This is a genomic window from Gillisia limnaea DSM 15749 (genome assembly GCF_000243235.1).
Lineage (GTDB): Bacteria > Bacteroidota > Bacteroidia > Flavobacteriales > Flavobacteriaceae > Gillisia > Gillisia limnaea.
Genome location: NZ_JH594606.1, coordinates 2,794,255 through 2,817,881, shown reverse-complemented (window position 1 = coordinate 2,817,881; position 23,627 = coordinate 2,794,255). Strand labels below are relative to the sequence as shown.

General features: G+C 37.4%; 16 protein-coding genes and 1 rRNA gene. 8 read left to right on the top strand and 9 right to left on the bottom strand.

The window, feature by feature from the left end; all coding sequences use genetic code 11:
- Nucleotides 1-522 precede the first annotated feature (522 nt).
- The gene (gene rlmN / locus GILLI_RS14295; protein ID WP_006989829.1) at nucleotides 523-1,566 is read right to left on the bottom strand and encodes a dual-specificity RNA methyltransferase RlmN; all 1,044 of its coding nucleotides are present in this window, start codon (nucleotides 1,564-1,566) and stop codon (nucleotides 523-525) included.
- A gap of 377 nt (nucleotides 1,567-1,943) precedes the next feature.
- Between rlmN and GILLI_RS14290 the strand changes: the two genes are divergently transcribed.
- Entirely contained in the window at nucleotides 1,944-2,489 is a 546-nt protein-coding gene (locus tag GILLI_RS14290; protein ID WP_006989828.1) for an RNA methyltransferase, read from the top strand.
- Between the two features lie 146 nt (nucleotides 2,490-2,635).
- Here the strand turns inward: GILLI_RS14290 and folK are convergent, their stop codons facing one another.
- Nucleotides 2,636-3,793 (bottom strand): 2-amino-4-hydroxy-6-hydroxymethyldihydropteridine diphosphokinase, encoded by a 1,158-nt coding sequence (folK, locus tag GILLI_RS14285; RefSeq protein WP_006989827.1) that lies wholly within the window; start codon nucleotides 3,791-3,793, stop codon nucleotides 2,636-2,638.
- 108 nt (nucleotides 3,794-3,901) lie between these two features.
- Here folK and GILLI_RS14280 point away from each other — a divergent pair, with 108 nt between their 5' ends.
- Both GILLI_RS14280 and GILLI_RS14270 read left to right on the top strand, forming a co-directional pair.
- A complete protein-coding gene (locus GILLI_RS14280; RefSeq protein ID WP_006989826.1) occupies nucleotides 3,902-4,639 on the top strand; it encodes a queuosine precursor transporter in 738 nt (245 codons plus the stop codon).
- A gap of 327 nt (nucleotides 4,640-4,966) precedes the next feature.
- Nucleotides 4,967-7,639, top strand: coding sequence for an AsmA-like C-terminal region-containing protein (locus tag GILLI_RS14270; RefSeq protein ID WP_006989824.1), 2,673 nt, complete (start codon nucleotides 4,967-4,969; stop codon nucleotides 7,637-7,639).
- Nucleotides 7,640-7,894: 255 nt separating this feature from the next.
- Here GILLI_RS14270 and tnpA read toward each other — a convergent pair whose 3' ends face one another.
- Entirely contained in the window at nucleotides 7,895-8,353 is a 459-nt protein-coding gene (gene tnpA / locus GILLI_RS14265) for an IS200/IS605 family transposase (RefSeq protein ID WP_006987222.1), read from the bottom strand.
- A 186-nt stretch (nucleotides 8,354-8,539) separates the two neighbouring features.
- Here tnpA and GILLI_RS14260 point away from each other — a divergent pair, with 186 nt between their 5' ends.
- Together GILLI_RS14260 and GILLI_RS14255 are read left to right on the top strand one after the other, a co-directional pair.
- On the top strand, nucleotides 8,540-8,776 hold the full coding sequence (locus GILLI_RS14260) for a hypothetical protein (RefSeq protein WP_006989822.1): 237 nt from the start codon (nucleotides 8,540-8,542) through the stop codon (nucleotides 8,774-8,776).
- 169 nt (nucleotides 8,777-8,945) lie between these two features.
- Entirely contained in the window at nucleotides 8,946-9,182 is a 237-nt protein-coding gene (locus tag GILLI_RS14255) for a hypothetical protein (protein WP_006989821.1), read from the top strand.
- Between the two features lie 431 nt (nucleotides 9,183-9,613).
- Here GILLI_RS14255 and GILLI_RS14250 read toward each other — a convergent pair whose 3' ends face one another.
- Nucleotides 9,614-10,405, bottom strand: coding sequence for a DUF2797 domain-containing protein (locus GILLI_RS14250; RefSeq protein WP_006989820.1), 792 nt, complete (start codon nucleotides 10,403-10,405; stop codon nucleotides 9,614-9,616).
- A gap of 116 nt (nucleotides 10,406-10,521) precedes the next feature.
- Here GILLI_RS14250 and GILLI_RS14245 point away from each other — a divergent pair, with 116 nt between their 5' ends.
- The gene (locus GILLI_RS14245) at nucleotides 10,522-12,030 is read left to right on the top strand and encodes a GH3 auxin-responsive promoter family protein (protein ID WP_006989819.1); all 1,509 of its coding nucleotides are present in this window, start codon (nucleotides 10,522-10,524) and stop codon (nucleotides 12,028-12,030) included.
- A 67-nt stretch (nucleotides 12,031-12,097) separates the two neighbouring features.
- Here GILLI_RS14245 and era read toward each other — a convergent pair whose 3' ends face one another.
- Nucleotides 12,098-12,979, bottom strand: coding sequence for a GTPase Era (gene era, locus GILLI_RS14240; protein ID WP_006989818.1), 882 nt, complete (start codon nucleotides 12,977-12,979; stop codon nucleotides 12,098-12,100).
- 214 nt (nucleotides 12,980-13,193) lie between these two features.
- Between era and GILLI_RS14235 the strand changes: the two genes are divergently transcribed.
- Nucleotides 13,194-14,630: a hypothetical protein gene (locus tag GILLI_RS14235; protein WP_006989817.1), complete on the top strand. Its 1,437-nt coding sequence runs from the start codon at nucleotides 13,194-13,196 to the stop codon at nucleotides 14,628-14,630.
- A 235-nt stretch (nucleotides 14,631-14,865) separates the two neighbouring features.
- Here GILLI_RS14235 and GILLI_RS14230 read toward each other — a convergent pair whose 3' ends face one another.
- Nucleotides 14,866-16,818: a M1 family metallopeptidase gene (locus GILLI_RS14230; RefSeq protein WP_006989816.1), complete on the bottom strand. Its 1,953-nt coding sequence runs from the start codon at nucleotides 16,816-16,818 to the stop codon at nucleotides 14,866-14,868.
- A gap of 283 nt (nucleotides 16,819-17,101) precedes the next feature.
- Here GILLI_RS14230 and GILLI_RS14225 point away from each other — a divergent pair, with 283 nt between their 5' ends.
- The gene (locus tag GILLI_RS14225) at nucleotides 17,102-17,557 is read left to right on the top strand and encodes an OsmC family protein (protein ID WP_006989815.1); all 456 of its coding nucleotides are present in this window, start codon (nucleotides 17,102-17,104) and stop codon (nucleotides 17,555-17,557) included.
- 176 nt (nucleotides 17,558-17,733) lie between these two features.
- Here the strand turns inward: GILLI_RS14225 and GILLI_RS14220 are convergent, their stop codons facing one another.
- From GILLI_RS14220 to rrf, 3 genes are all read right to left on the bottom strand, one after another.
- On the bottom strand, nucleotides 17,734-21,660 hold the full coding sequence (locus GILLI_RS14220; RefSeq protein ID WP_006989814.1) for a hybrid sensor histidine kinase/response regulator transcription factor: 3,927 nt from the start codon (nucleotides 21,658-21,660) through the stop codon (nucleotides 17,734-17,736).
- Between the two features lie 329 nt (nucleotides 21,661-21,989).
- A complete protein-coding gene (locus GILLI_RS14215) occupies nucleotides 21,990-22,616 on the bottom strand; it encodes a DUF4403 family protein (protein ID WP_156798678.1) in 627 nt (208 codons plus the stop codon).
- Nucleotides 22,617-23,101: 485 nt separating this feature from the next.
- A 5S ribosomal RNA gene (rrf, locus tag GILLI_RS14210) occupies nucleotides 23,102-23,211 on the bottom strand.
- Between the last annotated feature and the right edge of the window lie 416 nt (nucleotides 23,212-23,627).

Here is a 23,627-nt window from a genome sequence, read left to right as displayed (position 1 = left end):
TACTAATGATTTAGCACACGCAAACACCGATGAGTTTTTTCGTGAATTAGTACTTCTATAGTAAATCATATAAAGGTTGCCGTAGAATAATGAATACCAAGACCTCGTTTTGTTTAACCAGAACAATAAACCTGTGTATGAAAATTGGATCGAAAACCGAATAACCACAAACACTTGTCGCAAAGAAAGGTAGCAGTACCTTTAGGAAGCACGTATATGAAAATTTACATTTTTCTTATCCTTTTACAACAACGTATTTCTTAAGAATTAGAAATAACCTTTAGAAATATCAGCCTATAGCACAATTTGAGCTCTACGGAATTTCTTTGGCCTTAATAGATGAAAAATTAAATAAAACACCTATGAAATGGGCATAACGAGAACTTGATGCAAGCACCAATGAAGATATGTGAATTACTCCCAATAGCTCGGGAGACCATTAAAAAAATACATCTACATCTGAAAAGATAGTAAATTCCAGGTGTGTCTATATTTCTTTTTTTTAATTATTATATAGCTATTTTAAGAAGATTTGTTCGCTAATTGTCCACAGGCAGCATCGATATCTTTTCCTCTGGATCTCCGCACGGTTACCGTAATTCCATTTTGTTCCAGCATCTTCTCATACATATGTGTAGCCTGAGAAGAAGCCTGCTGAAATTGGCCATCATCTATTGGGTTATATTCTATCAAATTCACCTTACAGGGAACATATTTACAAAATCTCACCAAAGCTTCGGCATCTTTTGGTTTATCATTGATCCCTTCCCAAACAATATATTCATAGGTGATCCTACTTTTGGTTTTAGCATACCAATATTCCAGCGCTTCTCTAAGATCCTGCAGCGGGAAAGTAGCATTAAAAGGCATAATTTGAGTACGGATCTCATCTATAGCCGAATGCAGGGAAACGGCAAGTTTGATTTTTGCCTCATCATCTGCAAGTTTTTTTATCATCTTCGGCACTCCGGAAGTGGAAATGGTAATGCGTTTGGGAGACATCCCAAGGCCATCTTTGGAAGTGATCTTTTCCACGGCTTTCATCACATTATTGTAATTCATAAGTGGCTCCCCCATTCCCATAAAAACAATGTTGGAAAGAGGTTTATCAAAATATAACCGACTTTCATTATCTATAGCAACCACCTGATCATAGATCTCATCAGGATTCAGGTTTCTCATGCGTTTCAGGGTAGCGGTAGCACAAAATTTGCAATCCAGACTGCAACCTACCTGTGAAGAGACGCAGGCAGTAGTCCTTTTTGGAGTAGGAATAAGAACAGATTCCACGGTAAGATTATCATGCAGTTTCACAGCATTCTTTATAGTGCCATCGCTACTGCGTTGCATTAAATCTACCCGAATATGATTGATCACAAAATTATCCTGCAACATCTTACGGGTTTCCTTCGAGATATTGGTCATATCCTCAAAACTATGAGCACCCTTATTCCAAAGCCATTCATATACCTGGGATCCCCGGAAGGATTTATCACCCTGAGTGACAAAAAATTCCTGAAGTTGCTGTTTGGTTAAGGCCCGTATATCTTTCTTATCATTTTTCACGCTGCAAAAGTAAGAATTTTATAATGATTTTTTTGCTCATTGATTGGCTAACTAAGTATCATTCAATATTCTGAAATGATAAGTTTGAAAGCTACTATTGCACGAAGAATAAGAAATTTTCTATATAAATCAAGAACCTCACGGCCGGCCCGCCCGAACGGCATGGACAAACTCACAAGGGATGAATTGGTATCTCCTTTTGAAATTTGATTCATCCCGATAGTTATAGTAACGGCGAATTAAACCCTCAATGAGCAAAGCTCAAAAAGATTAAATTTTGTTTTGTAAGAATTTGATGTATTCTACCCTGTAAATAATTTAAAAATATCCATTTGACTGGATTTTCAACGAATTATTAATTTCCTATTTTTGCGCCTATGGCAATAAATCGGAAATTAGAGAACAGCGAACTCGATCGCAAGAGCTTAGAAGAATTTAAAGATGCTGCAAAAACGCCCATCATCGTGATTTTGGACAACATAAGGAGTTTAAACAATATTGGGTCGGTTTTTCGCAGCTGCGATGCTTTTTTGATCCAAAAAATATATTTGTGTGGCTTTACCGCACAACCTCCTCATAAAGACATCCATAAAACCGCTTTGGGCGCTACAGAAACCGTGACCTGGGAGTATGCTGAAAACACGCTGGAGCTGGTAAAAAAACTGCAAAGTGAGCACATTAAAGTCTATTCTATTGAACAGGCAGAAAATGCCACGATGCTAAATGATTTTTATCCTGAAAAAGAGCAAACCTGTGCAGTGATCTTTGGAAATGAAGTAAAAGGCGTGCAACAGGAAGTTGTTTCTGCAAGTGACGGGGTCATTGAGATCCCGCAATTAGGGAGCAAACATTCCCTAAATATCGCGGTGAGTGCCGGGATCGTTTTATGGGATTTGTTTTCGAAAATCAGATTTGAGAAGTGAGATTTGAGAAGTGAGAAAAAAGTGGAGAGAGTAGAGTGGATTTTTTTTTTAAGTTCAAAAAAATAAAAAGCCACGAATTCACGAATATTTTTATTTTTTGTAACTAATATGAACTTTGTCTTGATTCCTGTTTTTTTGTCTCTTCTCTATTTTCTCTTCTCTATTTTCTCTTCTCTAATTCCAGCAATTTCCTCCAAAATCGATAAATAATCTTCTCTGTTATTTATGAAATCCTTTCCGGTAATATCGATGATCTTAACGTTGATATTGGTTTGTGATTTAATATACGCCAGGTAACTTTTATTGATATTTATCAAATATTCCGGCTGTATATTCTGTTCATAATCCCTTCCCCGGGTTTTTATATTCTCCAGTAATCTATCGGTGTTTTGGTAGAGATAAACATAGAGATCCGGTTTCACCAATTCCTTATAAATTATACCGAAAAGCTTATTATACAAGGAATACTCATCTTCCTGAAGGGTAATCTTTGCAAAGATGAGGGATTTGAAGACATCATAATCTGAGACTACGAAATCTGTAAAAAGATCATATTGAGCCAGGTCATCCGAAAGTTGCTGATATCTGTCGGCTAAAAAGGACATTTCCAGCGGAAAAGCATACCGATGCTGATCTTCGTAAAATTTCGGCAAAAACGGATTATCCTTAAAGCGTTCCAGGATCAGTTTAGCGTTGAAATCCTGTGAGATCATTGTGGCCAGGCTGGTTTTCCCGGCCCCGATATTCCCTTCAATGGCTATATAATTACAATTTTGAAACCCACGGGATTTCCCGGGATTCCCTAGTTTTTCTGTAACACGATCTATTGGCGAAACATCTCCGGTTTCTAACAAAAGCTGGGAAATCGACCTTTGTAGTACGGGATGGATTTCTTTTGGGGCAATATCTGAAAGCGGCAATAAAACAAACTTCCTGTTTTGCATTTGAGGATGAGGGACTTTCAGCAAATCTGAATCTATGATCTCCTCTCCCAAAAGCAAAATATCAAGATCTATACTTCGGTTTTGATAGGTATGAGCGACGCTGCGGGACCGACCAAGGGAAGTTTCAATTTTCAACAACTTATCGAGCACCTCTTCCGAAGAAAAACGGCTGCCCACTGCAACACAGGCGTTTAAAAAAGCCTCGCCTTCAAATCCCCAGGCAGGAGTTTCGTATACCCCTGAAATTTGAAGGACCTCTCCAATTTCCAGGTAAATTTTATCCAAAGCCATTTGTAAAAACTTCAGCCTATTTCCCTTATTGCTTCCCAGCGCGATGTAAAATGTTTTTGGAGACTTCAAGACTTCTTTAAGAAATGTTTTAGTGAAGATTTAGTAATTTCACGGCAAATTAAATAAAACAAACTAACATAGACTTAATTTTGTTGGTAAGAGTTCTAAAAAAATAATTTGAAACTGAAATCGATAAAAGACCTTCTGCTGGCGCAAAGAATTTACCTTGCTCTTGGTGTGCTGTTTATCACTTCCCTCGTTGTTTCCAATTTGATCTTTCAGAAATTCTTTTTCTGGGATTTTTTTGGGATTTATACGTTCGAAATTTCCGTAGGAATATTACCCTACCCCATCACCTTTTTAATCACCGACATTATTAGCGAAGTGTACGGAAAACAAAAGGCTAACCAAGTGGTTACCGGTGGAATTTTCGCTTCTATTTTTTCCCTGATGATCATCTATGCCGCCGATTTTGTTCCTGCCACCGCCTGGTCCCCCATAGGAAACAATTTGTTCTCAAAAGTTTTTGGAGCGACCGGAATAGCCGTTTTTGCTTCTATGATGGCATATCTACTGGCACAATATGTAGACATCCAATTATTTCATTTCTGGAAAAAATTAACCAATGGCAAACACTTGTGGCTTCGGAATAACTTTTCTACCTTCATGTCGCAATTCGTGGATACATTTTCGGTCCTGTTTTTGCTTTGTAGCTTTAATAAAATTGAATGGGAGCTTTTTGGAACCCTGCTCTTAAGCGGATTTTTGTTTAAAGTGCTTATTGCTCTTTGCGACACCCCGTTTTTGTATATCGCGGTGTACTGGATGAGAAAAAGATTTGATCTTGGAGCCAATGATGAAATCCTTTACTTCGAAGCAAGCCCGGGAACTATGATAAAGGAAGAAATATCCTGAATTTATATGAAACCCGGAAAATTAAACCCAGGGCTAAATTATGATAGAATATATTATAAAATCCTGACAAAAGTTTCCATAAAAAAGCCAATGCATCCCTCTTCTTGTCGAAAATAAGAAGTGATAAAATTTAATAGAAATTCAACATTAATCAGAAAAATTATCTCATACACTGGAATGCCTACATGAATGATATATTTGTACGCTAAAATAATAAATTTAACAGATGAAACATCCATCATAAAAATTTTCTCATACATTGGAATGCTTCTAAGGATGTTACTCTGGATAGCTATCGGGAGTCTGCTAAAACAATAAAATCAACTAATGAAAAAGATATTTAAAATTATAGGAATCGTTCTGGTGGTGGTCATTGCCCTGCTAATTGCAGCTCCATTTATTTTTGAAGCCCAATTGACGGATATGATGAAAAAATCCATCAATAAGAACGTAAATGCAGATGTAGAATTTAGCGATCTGGATCTTACTTTATTCCGAAGTTTCCCTCAGGCGACTTTGGTATTAAAAGATGTTAGCGTGATCAATAAAGCGCCTTTTAAAGGAGATACACTTGCTTTTGGGGAGGAACTTTTACTGGAAATGTCAATTAAAGAGCTATTTAAGGGCAGCGATCAACCAAAAAAAATCGATGTATTAAGGTTGGATAATGCCTTTATAAATATCCAGGTTGATTCTCTTGGCAATAATAATTACGACATTCGTATAGAAGATTTAGCCGCCAAAGGAGATACCGTTTCAACTCCTTTCAGGTTGGACCTCAAACATTATGAGATCAATAATTCCAGGTTGAAGTATGTGGATAAGGGTCAAAAATTATCTCTTTACCTTGAAGATCTAAACCATCAGGGAACAGGGGATTTTTCCCTGGAACAATCGCAGCTTGAAACCAGCACCACTTCTTTGGTCACGTTGGATTATGACAAGGTGAATTATTTAAACAAAAACAGGGTTGGGCTTGAAGCCGTGATCCAAATGGATCTGGAAGAGATGAAATACACCTTCCTTGAAAATGAAGCTACGGTCAACCAGTTACCACTTACTTTTGAAGGTTTTGTAGATGTAAATGAGAACAACAATGAAATAGATATCTCCTTTAAAACGCCTTCATCTGACTTTAAAAACTTCCTGGCCGTTATACCCGAAATCTACGCCAAGAATATTGAAAACGTACAAACCACGGGCGATTTTATAGTAAATGGAAGAATGCATGGAATTATAGATGAAACCTATATTCCAAAAATGGACATTAAGATAACCTCCAACAATGCTTCCTTTAAATACCCGGATTTACCAAAAAGTGTTCAGGATATAAATTTAGATTTGGCGATCCTGAATGAAACGGGATTACTAAATGACACGTATCTCACCTTTGACAATGTTACTTTTAGAATAGATCAGGATGTATTTGCCGCCAATGGAAATATTAGGAATCTTACGGAAAATATGTTGGTAAATATGGCTTTAAAAGGAACTGTAAACCTGGCTAATATAGAAAAGGCTTATCCGTTGGAACTTGAACAAGACCTAAATGGAATTTTAACGATTGATGCAAAAACTTCTTTTGATATGGAATCCATAGAAAAAGAACAATATCAAAATGTGAACAGCAACGGGAATGCACGTATAACAGATTTTAGGTATACCTCCCCCGAAATTCCGAATGAGATTAGGATCTCAACAGCGAATTTCAATCTCAATCAGGGAAATGTGCGGGTTCCACAATTGAACATGACCACAGGGCAAACCGATATTGCCGCTTCCGGAAATATCCAGAATTTGATGGGATTCCTATTCACCGATCAAAAGCTGAAAGGAGATTTCCAGGTGAATTCAAATACATTTTCCGTCAACGATTTTATGATCGCAGAAACCACTGAAAAAGTTAAAAAAACTCCTGATGGAGTTAGCATAGAAACAAAAAAAGAAGTTCTTACAGGAGAAGATGCTATAAAGATCCCGTCATTTTTGGACGCTAAAATGGATTTTTCAGCTAACAAAGTGCTGTATGATAATTTGGTATTAAACAACGCAAAAGGTACCCTCTATATTAAAGATGAAACCGCAACACTTCAAAATGTGACCTCTAATATTTTTGATGGAACCATCGCCCTTAACGGAAATGTGTCTACCAAAGAGGCGGTTCCTACCTTTAAAATGAATCTGGATCTCAATTCTCTGGATATAGCAAAATCCTTTAACGGATTGGAACTTCTACAAGGTCTTACTCCTATTGCTGCCGCGCTGGAAGGGAAATTACAAACCAGGATCAATCTTACCGGAAACTTAAATGGTGACCTTACTCCGCAATTAACAAGCCTGGCGGGAGAAGCCCTGGCACAATTGTTAACCGCTAAAGTAAATCCGGAAAAGCTTGCATTGCTGAATAGACTTGATGAACAACTGAAATTTATAGATTTTAAGGATATAAACCTTGATAATTTAAAAAGCAGACTCACATTTAATGATGGATTTGTAGAAATAGAACCTTTTGATTTTAATGTGAAAGGAATAAATGTTAAGGTTGCCGGAAGTCACGGATTTGATATGAATATGAATTATAATCTTACACTGGATGTACCTGCCAAATTTTTAGGAAGTGAACTGGGAACAGCCCTTGCAAAATTGAGCGCACAGGATCTGGAGAGTATGACCGTTGATTTGCCTATAGGACTTACAGGGACCTTTCAAAATCCTAACATTAATTTAAATATGCAGCAGGCAGTAAATAACCTTACCCAAAAAATCGTTGCACAACAAAAAGCAGAACTCACCAAAAAAGGGATTGACGCTCTTGGAAATATTATTACCGGCGGAAGGACTCAGCCAAAAACTCCCGATAGTACCGCTACCCCGGAAGCAGTTAAAAAGGACTCTATAAAGAATACTCAAGAGCAACAGGTGAAAGATGCCGCAAGAGATATTTTAGGCGGAATTTTGGGCGGAAAGAAGAAACCAAAGGATACCACAAAAGTGAATTAAAATTTCTTAGATTCCATGGTCATTTCGAAATGAGCCTGTTATTTCGATCCCAATTTTTGGATCGGGAGAAGCAACCTGGCGATTGGGAAATCTCAAAGTCGTAAAATCAAACTAATTTTAGACATCCTACCCTAAAAAATGAGATTTCTGGTCGCTTTAGAATCTAAAATTGAAAACCCAGGATAAAAATTGAACAAAAGAATTTTTTTCCCTGGCCAAAAAAGTAAATAATCCTCGGGGCAAGCCCACGAGGCATTAAAATAATTTCAACTGATAATCTTTTTTCAACACTTTGTACTCTTTTTCTATTCCCTGCTCCTTGACATATTTGGCAATGACATTCTCGGTTCCATGCTGACCGACGGTGTTCACAAAGTAACCCTTTCCCCAAAATTCTCCACCCCAAAGCTGCTTTTTCACTTCTGGACATTGCCTAAAAACTTCCCTAGCTAAGATACTTTTTACCATCGTAACAATTTTTGTTACGCTATATGAAGGAACACTTTGAATCAAAAAATGAACATGGTTCTTGTCCGTTCCCACTTCTAGAAAACAAACTTCATATCTTTTTTCAATCTCCGAACATGTCGCGACCAAAACTCGGTCGACCGAATCAGAAATAACAACCCTTCGATATTTAGCACTGCTCACCAAATGGTAAAGAAGCACCGTTACGTTATGGCTCTTGTGTATGAATTTACTATTTTGTGACATCGAGTCACAAAATAGTAATAATAAACGAGGCAATCCTCGGGGAATTAAACCCAATAGAGATTAAAAAAAACTTAAATTACATCTGCTGCAAATAAAAAAGATTTGAATTATTTAACGGAAAAGACTTGATTGCATATTTAAAAAATAGTTTAAATTTGCGTCTTGAACTAATCAAACTTTTTAAAAATGAAAAAATTATCTTTATTATTATTGGCTGCAGTATTTTCTTTATCAATCTATTCTTGTAGAGAAACTACAGAAGAGAAAACAGAAGATGCAGTAGAAGAAATCGGAAACGATATGGAAAACTCTGCTGAAGAAGCTGGCGATGAAATCGAAGCAGCTGCTGAAAATGCAGAAACCGAAATCGATGAAGAAATTGACGGTACGGACGATATGAATGCTGATGACGATATGCAATAGGCATTCGCATTAATCTTTTAAAGGCCATCCAAATTTATTTGCGATGGCTTTTTTTGTTTAAACTTAAGAAAGAAGCATAACTACAATTCGATACAAAACACGGATCAAGATATGCGAATTACTCCCGACAGCTACCGGGAGACCAATAAAAAACAATAAATATCTGCCTATGAAAAAATTAATTTTGATGTTGATGGTGGCCGGGATGGCCTCATCTATTTATTCCTGCAGAGAAACCACTCAGGAAAAAACCCAGGATGCCGTTGAAGCGATTGGCGAAGATATTGAATCTAATACTAAAAAAGCCGCAGAAAAAATTGAAGAAGGCGCTAAAAAAGTAAAAAAAGAGGTTCAGGAAGGTATTGATGATACAAAGGATAAATCGGAAAACCGGGACAATAAGTAAACCTTCACATCCTTTTATATTCCTAAAGTCACCCACCTGGGTGACTTTTTTTATTTAATTAAATTAGCACGTGTCATTTCTAAATGAGCCTGTCATTGCAATTCTGATTTTTGGATCGGGAAAAGCAATCTGGCGATTGAGATTTCTCGTCGCTACAGTGTCTAAACTTAAAAATTTCTGAAGAAAATTTAATCCTTGTAGCGAGTTAATTTCAAACTTTAAATCGCACGCTCGAAATGACAATAGATCATGAACAATAACTAATTGTTATATTCCATTTTTAACCGGGCACTCATAAACCCAAAAGTCGATTTTTAATCCTGCACTTCGTTTCTTTCGCTCTCTCACTCTTTCTGGTTCTCATTTAAAAACTAATCGGTAAAGGGTTTTCGGTTCTCGGTTAAACTTTAAACGGCAAACCTCTTTCAATACTATATTCCCAGTTCCACCACAAAGCCCTCGTGACCACGCACGTTAAAAACCGTTCCATCCTGGAAAATAAAATACTGTCCTTTAATTCCTTTTAAAATCCCTTCATAAAAAGGCGTTTTCACAAGATTCAGCGGTTTCACCTTTTTGGGATATTCCAGCACGGGAAAATGGATCTCGGTTTCTTTGTTGTTGGCCAGGAAATATTCCATCGCCTCGGCAGGAATAAACTGTTTCAGCCTGTCGCGTACCTCTACCAGGTCGAGATCTTTCACGTCATTGGTTAACATTTTTCTCCAGTTGGTCTTATCGCCAACGTGGTTTTTTAATGCAACCTCGGTAATCCCGGCAAGATAGCGATTGGGAACTTCTACAATTTCGATCGCCTCGTGAGCGCCCTGATCGATCCACCGCGTTGGGATTTGAGTTTTGCGGGTAACTCCCACTTTTACATCGCTGGAGTTTGCCAGGTATACAATATGTGGTTTGAGCTGTACACTTTTTTCGAATTCCAGATCTCTGTCCTCCTCATCCAAATGTGCGGTACTTAACTCCGGTTTTATGATCCAGCTTCCAGCCTGCGGAATGGAACTAAAGCAATCATAACAGTACCCCTGGCGAAAAATCTTTTTCTGTAAACCACAATTAAGACACTGGTACCGCAGGAAATTTAAACTAATCTTCTTATCCAGAATTTGATTTACATTTAAAAAATCGGCTTCAAAGACGAGGTAATATTGAACAGTCTCCGTTAGCTCTGTACTCATTTTAGTTAGAACCCCTTCATATCTCATATTTTTTTGTTTTTTAAACGAAAATGATTTTTTTTGCAGGCTTCAAAGATTAGCTTAATTTTATCCGGCCAATCTGCCGCTTTTACTCTAATTTGCGGATAAATATAAAAAGAATAATGCCAATTCCATTAGTAAACTCTATTGCTTCCTGGTTTTTAAAGAAGCGAATCCATCAAATGGAGTTATTCATGAAATATCCCAATGAAGTTCAACAAGAACTCTTGAGACATCTTATTTCCAAAGCGAAAAATACAGAATTCGGAAAAAAATATGATTTTGCCGGGATACAGAATTATGAAAGTTTCGCCAGAAACGTCCCTATTCATAGCTATGAGGAATATGAACCCGAAATTGAGCGATGCAGGCGGGGAGAGAACAATATTTTTTGGCCTACTCCCATAAAATGGTTTGCGAAATCCAGCGGCACGACAAATGCAAAAAGCAAATTTATTCCGGTAAGCGATGATTCCCTGGAAAACTGTCATTATGCCGCCGGGAAAGATCTGCTGTGCATGTATTTAAACAACAACCCCAATTCCCAGTTATTTACAGGAAAAAGTTTACGCCTTGGCGGCAGTAAAGAGATCTACCGCAATAACGGGACTTCCTATGGGGATTTATCGGCAATTCTAATAGACAATATGCCATTTTGGGCAGAATTTAGTAGTACCCCCAGCAATGAAGTTTCTCTTATGAGCAACTGGGAGGTCAAAATGCAGGCGATTGTTAATGAAACCATTAAGGAAAAAGTTACCAGCCTTGCCGGGGTACCATCCTGGATGCTTGTCTTGCTGAATAACGTGCTGGAAACAAGCGGAAAAGAAAATCTCTTTGAAGTATGGCCCAGCCTGGAAGTATATTTTCACGGCGGAGTAAATTTTGACCCCTATGCTCCTCAATATCAAAAAATATTGCCCAGGGATACTTTCAGGTTTTACGAGATCTATAATGCTTCTGAAGGTTTTCTTGCCTGTCAGGATTTAAATAATTCTGAAGGATTATTGCTGATGCTGGATTACGGAATTTTTTATGAATTCATTCCTATGGACACCTACGGCAGTCCCAACCAAAAAATCATTCCTTTAAACGAGGTACAAACCGAAACAAATTATGCGGTAATAATTACCACGAATGCAGGTTTATGGCGCTATAAGATTGGGGATACCGTTCGTTTTACCTCAATCAGCCCTTACAGGATAAAAGTTTCGGGAAGAACAAAGCATCATATCAATGTATTTGGAGAGGAATTGATTATTGAGAATAGTGATTCCGCATTAAAAAAAGCCTCTCAAATAACCGGTTGTGAAATAGTGGAATATACGGCTGCTCCCATTTTTATGGAGGGAAAAGAAAAAGGTGCTCACGAATGGATCATCGAGTTTAAAACGCCTCCAAAAGACCTGGAAGCTTTTACAAGAGCGCTGGACCTGGCTTTACAGGAGGTGAACAGTGATTACGAAGCAAAACGCTTTAATAATATGACACTGAATATTCCAACAGTACATCCGGCAAGAGAATATCTTTTTTATGACTGGCTTAAAAAACATGGGAAACTTGGCGGACAACATAAAATACCGCGTTTGTCCAATAAAAGAACCTATGTGGAAGAGTTATTGTTGATGTAATTTAAAATAAAGAGCGAAGTTATAAACCAGGGGCCTGAAAGGGAAACATTTATTCGTTCCCTTTTTCTTACCTATTATACCCAAACCGCTTTAGCTGCCGGGCATCATTTCGCCAGTTTTTGTTAACCTTCACGTAGAGTTCAAGGTGGACCTGCTTTCCGAAGAACTTTTCCAGATCTTTTCGAGCTTCTACTCCCACCCTTTTCAAGGCTGCTCCCTTATGACCGATGATGATTCCCTTTTGGGTTTCGCGCTCTACCATAATAATGCTTCGCATTCTGATGATCTCTTCTTCCTCAAAAAATTCTTCAGTATCGATCTCAACGCTGTACGGAATTTCCTTTTTATAATGCATCAGGATCTTTTCGCGAATGATCTCGTTCACAAAAAAACGTTCAGGTTTATCGGTTAATTGATCTTTAGGATAAAAAGCAGGAGATTCCGGTAGTAATTCCACAATTCGGTTAAAAACCTCACTTACATTAAATCCCTGCAAGGCAGAAATAGGATATATTTCGGCATTGGGAACTTTCTCCGTCCAGAGTTGCACCTGTTCTTCCAGTTGTTCCTGGTTTGAGATATCAATTTTATTGAGCAGTAATAAAACAGGGATTTGAGAATTCACGATCTTATTGAAAAAGGCTTCATCTTTAAGGGCCTGCTCCCCAATTTCGACCATGTAGATCAAAATATCGGCATCTTCGAAGGCAGATTTTACAAAATCCATCATGGATTGTTGCAAATCATACGCCGGCTTAATAATTCCGGGAGTGTCACTTAAGATCACCTGGAAATCTTCTCCATTTACAATACCCAAAATACGGTGACGGGTGGTTTGCGCCTTAGAAGTGATTATGGATAATTTTTCACCAACAAAAGCATTCATCAATGTGGATTTCCCAACATTGGGATTTCCTATAATATTTACAAAACCAGCCCTATGCGCCATAATATTCAAATTTTTTACAAAGGTACTTATAAAAAATTTCAATACATTTCTGTAAAGCTTAAATCACAACTTTTTTCATTTTAAGCAACAGGTGAATTTACTTGCTAATGCAGGTTCGATTATTGAAGTAAATATTTTAGAAGATCCTACCTATAAAGTAGTGGTAGATAAACTTTAATATTCTTAAATTTAAGGCAACCATAAAAAATCACGTATGTCAATTAGCATAAAAGGAGACAAAGAGATTGATAACACCTATTCGATAAGAAATAAGGTATTGAAAATCAATCTTAATGAAAACATTTACGGAGCTTTTGCCGAAATTGGTGCTGGTCAGGAAACAGTTCGTAACTTTTTTCGGGTTCGGGATGCGTCGAGTACCGTTGCAAAAACCCTGAGTGCCTATGATAAGGATTTTAGCGACGCGATTTATGGCCCTGAGCCCCAGGGAAGATATGTTACAGAGGCCCGGCTTAAAAGAATGTTGGTCTATGAAACCGATTTGATGGAGGAAAGGATTACCCGGGACAAACATCCTGATAAACTCTTCTTCACATATGCCAATACAGTTACCACGATAGATTTTGCAAAAAAATATAAAGGCCACGGATGGCTGGGAATCCGTTTTCAAACACATCCTAAAGAAGCTTATAGTGAAATAATACTTCATGTTCAGTTTCATGAAACCAATGCCGCTTTACAACAAATCACATTGGGCACCATGGGCGTTAATTTAATTTACGGTGCTTATTATCAACATGATAAGCCTAAAAAATTATTGAAATATCTTTTTGATCATTTACACAAGGACCAAATAGAAATTGACACCATCAATTTTACCGGCCCTGTATTTGAGCAAGTAGATAACAGATTGATGAGTCTAGAACTTGTAAAGAACGGGATGACAGATGCGGTAATGTTTTCTCCCGAAGGCCAAAATATCCTGCCGGCCAATGCGCTTTACAAAAAAAACATCCTTACACTTAGAGGTAGTTTCCGTCCGGTGACAAGAGTCAATATGAGTATGTTTGAAAAATCCCTGGAGCTTTTTTTAAATGAAAGAAAGGTAGATAAAGACAAAACTAAAGTCATTTTCGAGATTACCCTCTCCAACCTTAAAGCCGAAGGTGAGATAGATGAAATAGATTTTATGGACAGGGCCAAACTGCTTTGTGCGTTGGGGCAAACGGTCATGATCTCCAATTTCCAGGAATATTATAAGGTAGTAGAATATTTCTCACAATTCACTTCGGAAAGAATGGGATTGACCATGGGTGTAAATACCTTTATGGATATTTTTGATGAAAAATACTACCGCCATTTAAGCGGTGGTATTCTGGAAGCATTTGGTAAATTATTCTTTAAAAGTCTAAAGGTTTATCTCTATCCGTTAAAGGATCCTGAAACAGGAGCAATCACTACCAGTGAAAACTTAAAAGTTCATCCCCGAATGCAGAAACTCTTTAAATATTTTAAGGACAATGGTCGTGTAATCGATATCACCGATTATGATCCTGAAATTTTGGACATCTCTTCCAGGGAAGTGTTTCAAATGATCTCCGAAGGAAAATCCGGGTGGGAAGATATGCTGCCCGCAGAGACTACCAGTATGATCAAGGAAAATAATATGTTTCAAAAGTCTTTAAAATAGTAACTTTCAAAAATTCCTTCTTTAGCATCCAGTGTTTAAAAGAACACTGGATTTTTTTATTGCTAAAGGTCTATTAATAATCGAACAGGCAGGATAAATCCTGTTAGGCATTTATTAAATTCTGAGTATTTACCCTTTTTACACAGTCAGTAAGCCTGCTTTGCAGCGCACAATGTTCGTAGTCACGAATTAATTATTTTAAATTACTTCATAATTTTCCACGGCAATTCTTGATTTAATTTCTAGCTTCATAAAAATCAGCCGGCCATGCATCATTGGAGAAATTTACATCCGGAAGGATTTTTTCAGGATCCAGTTCTACGCTTTCAACTTCTTTATCGGTACTTAAAAGATGATTCCAGGAATCTCCCCGTTGCCAAATCTCTACCGGAAGTCGAATTTCCTTTGTACTTCCGTCTTTAAAGGTTACCAGCATTTCTACCGGCATTGGAATCTCCCCCTTATTGGATAAGCTTATAATATAATTCCCCTGGTAAGCTTGCACCCCATTTAACGCAAGGTCAATATTCCCCGTTCCATAAAACCAGCCCTTCCAGAACCAGGAAAGATTCTCACCGGCAACATTTTCCATGTGATTAAAGAAATCATTGGGTTGCGGGTGTTTGAAAGCCCAGGTTTTTATGTAAGACCTAAATGCATTATCAAAACGTTCTTCTCCCAAAATATACTCTCGCAATAAATACAACCCCATCGCAGGTTTATAATAAGCGATCATTCCAAGGTTTTGAAGATTGGCAACATCAGGATAGGTATCAATTCCTTCGCGGTTTGGATTTATAAACCAACCTGTCATGTTTCGCATTCGGTTTAACCTGGAAGGATATTCTCCATCGTTAAACTCCAAGGTGCTGTAATGATTGATAAAAGTATTAAAACCTTCGTCCATCCAGGCGTAACGGCGTTCATTAGTTCCAACTATCATTGGAAACCAGTTGTGACCAAACTCGTGATCTGTAACTCCCCATAGGGAAGCTCCTTTACTTTGCCATCCACAAAAATTAAGGCCTGGATATTCCATACCGCCAATATCTGCAGCAACGTTTATAGCCGCTGGCCATGGATACTCATACCATTTTTCAGAATAATGCTCTATGGATTCTTTGGAATATTCAGTAGATCTACCCCAGGCTCCTACTCCGTCACTTTCCTTTGGATATGCAGATTGTGCCATCGCTTTTTTACCACTGGGCAAGTCTATTTTTGCCGCATCCCAAATAAATGCTTTGGAGGAAGCAAAGGCCACATCTCTGGAATTTTCAATTTTAAAATGCCAGGTTAGGGTTCCTTGCTTTTTTGCAAGAAGAGAAGGATCATTTACTTCATCTGGTCGTATCAAATAAACTCTTGTATCGCTTTTAGAAGCTTCATCCATTCGTTCCCTTACTACAGAAGAAAGAACCTCTCTGGGATTTTGTAATTCCCCGGAACCTACTACAATATGATCATAAGGCACTGTGATTTTATAATCAAATGTACCGTAATCATAGTAAAATTCACCCGCCCCTAGATACGGCTCTACATTCCATCCTTCTACATCATCAAGGACCGCTACCTGGGGAAACCATTGTGCCATAGCGTAAATTGTGCCGTCCTCCACTGCAAGCCGGCCCATCCTGTCCATTCCATCCACAGGGATTTTATAACTAAAATTCATTGAAACGGTTGCCTTTCCACCATCTGCAGGGATAGGTTGATCAAAAAATACCTGCATACGGGTATCGTCTATAAGGTGTTTTGTAGAAACACTTCTATTCACTTTTGCCTGCAAATTTGATATTTCATAACCACCATCTGTATCTCCAACATATCGGTTTCCCTGAATTGGAGTTGTTAAAGTCCCGCGGGAATTCTCTGTGAACCTGTTTTGCTCAAGAAACATCCATATAAAATCAAGTTTCTCCTGGCTATTATTGGTATAAGTAATAGTGATTTTCCCTGTAATTGTGTGATCAACATCATTTAAAGTTGCTTCAATATTATAATCTGCTTCATTCTGGAAGTATTCCATTCCGGGAGTACCGGTTGCCGATCGAAAAACAGACCCCTGGCGATAAGTAAATTCATTAAAATCATCCTGATTATTTGTGGTTACTTCCTGGGCCTGAATTTGAGGTAAACTCATACCCATCATGGCCAGGACAAATGCTGCTTTTGAAAAATAATTCATCGATTTAAATTTTGTTTTCGCTAATTTAAAAAATCTCTTAAAACATCCGGCTTAAATACTCCTTCAAATAAGGCTTTTTAATTTTTTATTTGAAACACTGAAAATCATAGTAAACAAAAATTTCCTGGCATGAAATTTTCTCCAAAATTCCTTTTAGAATTGCTAATAAAACTGATTTCAATCATACTAAAACAAAGAGGTTCCCTGTAACTTTATCGCATCTAAACCATTTCTGCGATTTGATTACTGCCGTTGGAATTATTCATTTTTATAAAATCATCCTATGTCTGAAATACACGAATATACTGTAAACCTTAAATGGAAAAGCGATCGTAAAGGGGAGATAAGCTCCCCGGAATTGCCTACCACAATTGAAGTTGCCACTCCTCCTGATTTCCCAAATGGAATGCCCGATATCTGGTCTCCGGAACATTTATTTGTAGCTGCCGTAAACACGTGCTTAATGACGACATTTTTGGCCATTGCAGAAAACTCGAACCTTGAATTTATCAGTTTTAAATGTAAATCTGTTGGGGTTTTGGATAAAATCGATGGGAAATTCCAGGTATCAAAGATCACCCTTAAACCGGAATTAATTATTCCAGAGGGTACAAATGAAGAAAGGGCACAACGAATCCTTGAAAAAAGTGAACAGCATTGCCTGATCTCCAATTCTATTAAAACCAATATTATTTTAGAACCCAAAATAATTGTACAACAAAGAACAGCGTCTATGTGAAATTTCAAAAGCTGAAAAATTTAATCCCTGAAGGTTTGATGGAAGCATCCTTAGGCAGGATTTAATCCCTCAATGAGGAATTAAACCTAATGAAGGAGTTAATTGAGACATAGGAAGGTTTTTTTATTCTCCCCAATTGCTATTTTATTGAATAGGGATTACCAAAAAAAAACGCTTTATTCAGGCCCTTTTCTGGGCATTATTGTTCCTGGCATAAACCCGAAATGCCTTTTGTAGGCGGAAAAGAAAATATCCTTATTTTGAAAACCGGACAGCCTGGCAACTTCAGAAAGATCGGAGTTTCCATTATCTATTAGGTTTTTGGCAAAATTCAATTTTGTTTTAACAATAAAATTCAACGGGGTTATTCCCTCAATGGTCTTGAGTTTTAGATAAAGTGCTTTGCTGGAAACCCCCATTTCTTCGCTAAGTTCTTCCACCGAAAAAGAATTATTGAACCTGTTTTCTATAAGTAATTGCTCCATTCTGGCGATAAACTCATCATCCAATTCACTTTTCAAGAGGTTGCTATTACGTTCACTTAAACTTGTATTTAAATAAGGTAGAGAGACCTGGATTTTTAATCTGGCAGCAATTAACTGAAATAGTGAATCCAGATTAACCGGTTTTTTAATGAGGGTTAGCCTGGCATCTTCGATATTTTCAAGCAACTGTGATTTATTTAATTCAGAAATCAATAAATAAACAGGCATTTCCATTAAATACGCGTCGTTTTTAAGCGCTTCGCTAAGCGTCAAACCATTCATTCCCGGCAAATCAAAATCTGTAATAAGTATATCCGGTTGTATCCTGGCAGCGATTTCATAAGCTTGCATTCCACCTTTAGCCTCATAAACTTCCCCTAACTTTTTAAAGGATTCCAGAAATACCTTTCTTAATTCATCGTTATCTTCAGCAATCAAAATTTTTATTGATTCGGAAGGAATAAGCCCAGGATTTTTTATTTCGGGCAGTACTGCTTTTTCCATCTCAGGAATTTTCACGTCTATAATTTTCTCCGAAGTTTCCACGGCAATTTCAACCTTTTTTTGATTCTTAAGAATTAATGTAAATGTTGTGCCCTGATTCTTACTGCTTTCAAAAACGATACTCCCACCAATTTTATCGATGAAATCCTTCACATATAAAAGATCCATCTGCCCGGAATTTGCCTTCGTTATACCGCTTTTTGAATTTTGATAATAATCACTTATGACTTTTTGATCTTCAACAGGCAATCCCAATCCATTATCGGCTATTTGCACTTTTAAGTCCCCGCGGTTGGTTGGAATTAAATTGATAATGATCTTACCTTCTTCAAAAGAATAGTGCAATGAATTTGACATAATATTGAAGAAAATTCTGTTCAGATAATCCAAATCATAATAAAAGAATTCCTGATTCCATTGATCGTTCACAATAACTTCAATCCTTTTTTGACTGAGCAATGGTTTGAGATCCTTCACCAATCCCTCCATATATTCCTTAACAGAAATTTTTGTGATTCTGGGTTGCTGATTATTTTTATTCAAGCCGGATGCCTGGAAATTCAAAACCGGCTCCAGCAGCATCTTTAATCTATGCACGATATTTTTCAAACGATGATTGCTTTCAGAATTAGCATTTTCAGCAAGATTTTCTAAAGAGGCCAACAAAATCGTTAACGGCGTACCTATCTCCTTATTTAAATTGGTATAAACCGAACTTCGGGCCGCTTTTAGCCTTCGCCTTTTAATAATTCCGGAAAGAAAAAATGGGATTAAAAGCAGCAGCATAAGAGCTGCGACATAACCTATATAAGCATTTGTTGTAAACCACCAGGGTGATCTTATGTTGAGGGAAACTTCCTCTACCGGACTCCAATTTCCATTAGAGTTTCTGGCTTTAACCAGGAAAGTATAATTTCCGGGAGCTAAATTGGCATAATTGACATTATTTTGGTTGGCCGGGTTAGACCAATCTGGATCAAAGCCCTGAAGTTTCCAGGAATAATTGAGTTGTGCCTGATTTCCAGGTTGTATCGCGAAAAAATTGAAGGAGATAGAATTCTTACCATGATCTAAGCTCAATTCCTTTTCTGAATTCACATAACTCAGCTGCTTTAATCCGTGCTCACGGGAATAAATTTCCACTGAACCGATTACCATATTTGGAGTGATTTCCGGTATATTTTTTAATTTATCCGGATTAAAAATACTAACACCCTTAAAAGTTCCAAAAGCGAGTTTATCATCTAATTGTGCAAAACTACCACGGGTAAATACTGCACTCAGCAAACCATCTTCTTTATCAAAAACCCGAATTTCCGGATTTTCTTCCAGTTTAAAATTGATCAGTCCCTTGGAAGTTCCTGCCCAAATATCATTTTTTCCATAAATAATAAGTCCCTGGATCCTGTTTGATGGTAATCCCGATATCTTATTAATTATTCTGAAGGAATCTTTAGCAGGATCATAAACCACAATCCCAGCGCCTTCTGTAGCAAGCACTATTTTTCCGGAATTGGTTTCGCTTATGGAATTTATCGTGAAATAAGGAAGATTTTTTGCATTTGGCTGAAGTTTCACGATAGGTATAACTTCACTATTAGCTTTAGGAATCTTAAAAACCCCATTTTTTCCGGCAGCAAGAACATCCCCTGAAGCGAGTTCCAACATGGCATCTATACCTTTAAGGGAGAAACTCTTAATATCCCCATTTGGTTTAATTTTAGTTAAATCACCTTCTTCCCCACCTGCCCAAACATTTTTATTTGAATCTACCAACAGGGAAGTTACTTTTTGAAGCTCAATTTTTACTTTTGAATCTATGGAATATTGCGCCCTTAAAAACGTATTGATATTCACCTTATAGACCCCATCGTTATAAGTAGCAACCCACATATGGATATCGTCTGCGTGTAAATCTTTAATGTCATCCGGAATGTTGCTCTCTTTAGTAAAGGATAGATTCCTTAAATGTTGCCAGGAATTATTTTTAGTATTCCAGATACTAAGCCCTTGCCTGGTGCCAAACCAAACATTTCCATTCTTATCTTTTTCTATGGCTGTGGTAAAATTATCTGCCAGACTACTATATTTGTTGGGGTCATGCCTTATAAATACGAAGTTGTTCTCCCGGAGGTTTATGGAATTGATTTGCCCGGAGGTTGTAGAAACCCAAAGTGTATTTTGTTTGTCCAGAAACAAGCCATTTAAATTATTATCGGAAAGAGAAAAAGTTTTAGTATCCTGTTGTAGAAAATGGGAAACTAATCTAAGGTCCTTATCCAGGATAAGCAAACCGTCTCCATGGGTAGCAACATAAAAATTACCCAATCCATCCATAGAAAGTCCTGAAATAGGGGTTTTCTGAGAGGAATACGGTAAACTATAGATCTTTTGGGTAATGGAGAAATCGGCATTGGTTTTATACAGGCCATCTTCCTGGGTTCCAATCAAATAAAAATCTCCAGTAAATAACAAACTTTGAATGTTCCAGCTTTTATTTCCTGCCAAAGCGATCTTTTTATATTCAGTGCTATTCTCATTCAATGTAAAAAGCCCCTTAGAGGTCCCAAACATAATATTTTTATGCACATACATAAGATGATTTACAGATTGTGCCGCAGGAAAAATTGAAATAAGAGCCAATTTTTTTCCTGAATAATTCCAAATTCCATTGCTGCAACCAAGCCACAATGTTCCTGTTTGGTCCTCGGTGATTTGCTGAACATTGGCTTGGGTAGTTGGCCTTTCAGAAGATATTGCCTCAAAATAACCTTTTATACGGCTGTATTTAAGTAATCCGTTTTCAGCTCCAACCCATATTTGATTTTTTGTATCTATATAAACGGTATTTATTTTTCCCGTACCCTCCGGAAGTCCTTTGAAAAAATTAAAAAATTCAGATTGATAGGAATTATATCGCTCTACGTGAGTATCGGAAGCGATCCATAAATTGCCTAAACTATCCTTCTGAACCGCATTTATTTTCTGAAAATCCCCATTAATTTCCGAAAGTTTTTCAATTTTAGGGATTTCCTGCGCAAGGCTTTCCCCATTTCCAAACCCCAATAGCATCAGCAATACCGAAAAGATAAATTTTAATTTAAAATACCCCAAGATTTTAAAATTTAATTAAAATGATACCACCAAATTACTGATATAAACTGCTGTTTAAAAGGGAATTAAAAATGATTTATTAAGAGGTTATTAACCATAAATTTATTAAGATTTGTGATTAATAAAAATGACTATAAAGAAGGGGGCATTAAACTAACCAGCATAAAAGAGAAACCCAGTTGCTTACAAAATAAGGAAAAGGCTCATAGTGAGTTTAACCTGAAAGAGCAGTAAGTCCAAGGGTATTAAAAAAGGACATTGAAGAGTTGTTATTAAGGAGTGGGGAAATCCCAGGTTCTAATAATGCTAAGAAATGAACCCCGGACTATTTAAAAATTCAAGCTTTTGATATCCAAACCGATTCCTCCCTCGAAATCGACAAAAATCAATATATTGTTCTCCTTAAATTGGATTGCTTCTACTAAAAAAGTTTGCAAATTACCGGAAATGTAAACACCATTGGAAACTTCCATAGGATTTTCCATTTTTTCATTGATAACAGGAAGTTTTTTTTCAATTTCAGATTTTAAATCAAACTGCATTTTATTTTTAATCTTTTCATGCATAAAAGTATTTGCAATAGACTCTATAGCATTATTAAACAGCCAGTTATTCGAGGTTCCGTTCAATGTAAAATCAACTACCCGCAGTTGCTGTTCTAATTTATCTAATTCAAGGGATGCATATAATTCAATTATACCTTCTTTATTTTTGAAAATAGTGGTGAGCGTTTTAAATTTAAGTTGCACTGCAATATCATACCCCTCCTTGTAACTTTTTTCTAGCGCAATAGCATGGATTTCTGCATAATTTGATACATCTCCATCCTTATCTGTTTTGGATATGTATTCGCCTGTCAATTTTTCCCGCAGATAGGTTTCTATCACCTGATAATCTATTTTTATGGGTAGTCTTATGAAATTTAGTAATTGTGAGGGATTTTCAGTTTGTTCCATAACTCTTTGATTTATTTCTTCTGAATGATTACAATGATGCAGATTCAGTTTTATTAATGTTTCACGGTATAATTGATAAATAAAGCTATTTTCCGTCAAATTAGGAATGCTTTTAAGAAAGTTTTTACATCCTATTAAAAATTATCTAAAACGAATTTCAATTCAAAAAAAAAATTGGATCGAAGCCGGCACGGATTTGCAACGAAGCGGCGCGGATTTGCAATCCGTGCCCCGGGTATAAACAAAAAAAGCACGGATCTTTCGATACGTGCCTGGAGTCGGCACGGATTTGCAATGCGTGCCGGGTATAAACAAAAAAAGACCCTTACTTTTCAGTAAAGGTCTTTCAAAAAAAAGCCCGCCCATATGTTCCATTAGGTACGGGCGGGTCGGCGAACCCCGATAGCTTGAGTCGGCGCAGATTTGCAACCGTGCCGGGTATAAACAAAAAAAGACCCTTACTTTTCAGTAAAGGTCTTTCAAAAAAAAGGCGGCGACATACTCTCCCACAATACAGCAGTACCATCTGCGCTAACGGGCTTAACTTCTCTGTTCGGAATGGGAAGAGGTGAGCCCCGATGCTATAGCCACCTTAAATCGTTGGTGTTTCCCTATAGCCTTCCTATAGTTTACCCGAACCTCTACGAGGGGCGGGCCACCTTAACTTGTACGGCCCCCTCCATCTCCCCCGAAGGGGGAGTGTTGAAAAATGTGGTTTTCCCTCTCCCCTCCTTCGGAGGGGCCGGGGGAGGCCTTTAATAAGTTAACATACAAGGAAATAAAGAATAAAGATATACCAGAATACTTTTTACAACATAGGGTATTCGTTCCGGTCTCTTGCAAGACCGGAACCGCACTAAGCTTTACGGATTATTAGTATCACTCGGCTATGACATTACTGCCTTTACACCTGTGACCTATCAACGTGGTAGTCTCCCACGATCCTTTAAAGAAATCTCATCTTGTGGTGGGTTTCGCGCTTATATGCTTTCAGCGCTTATCCCTTCCCGA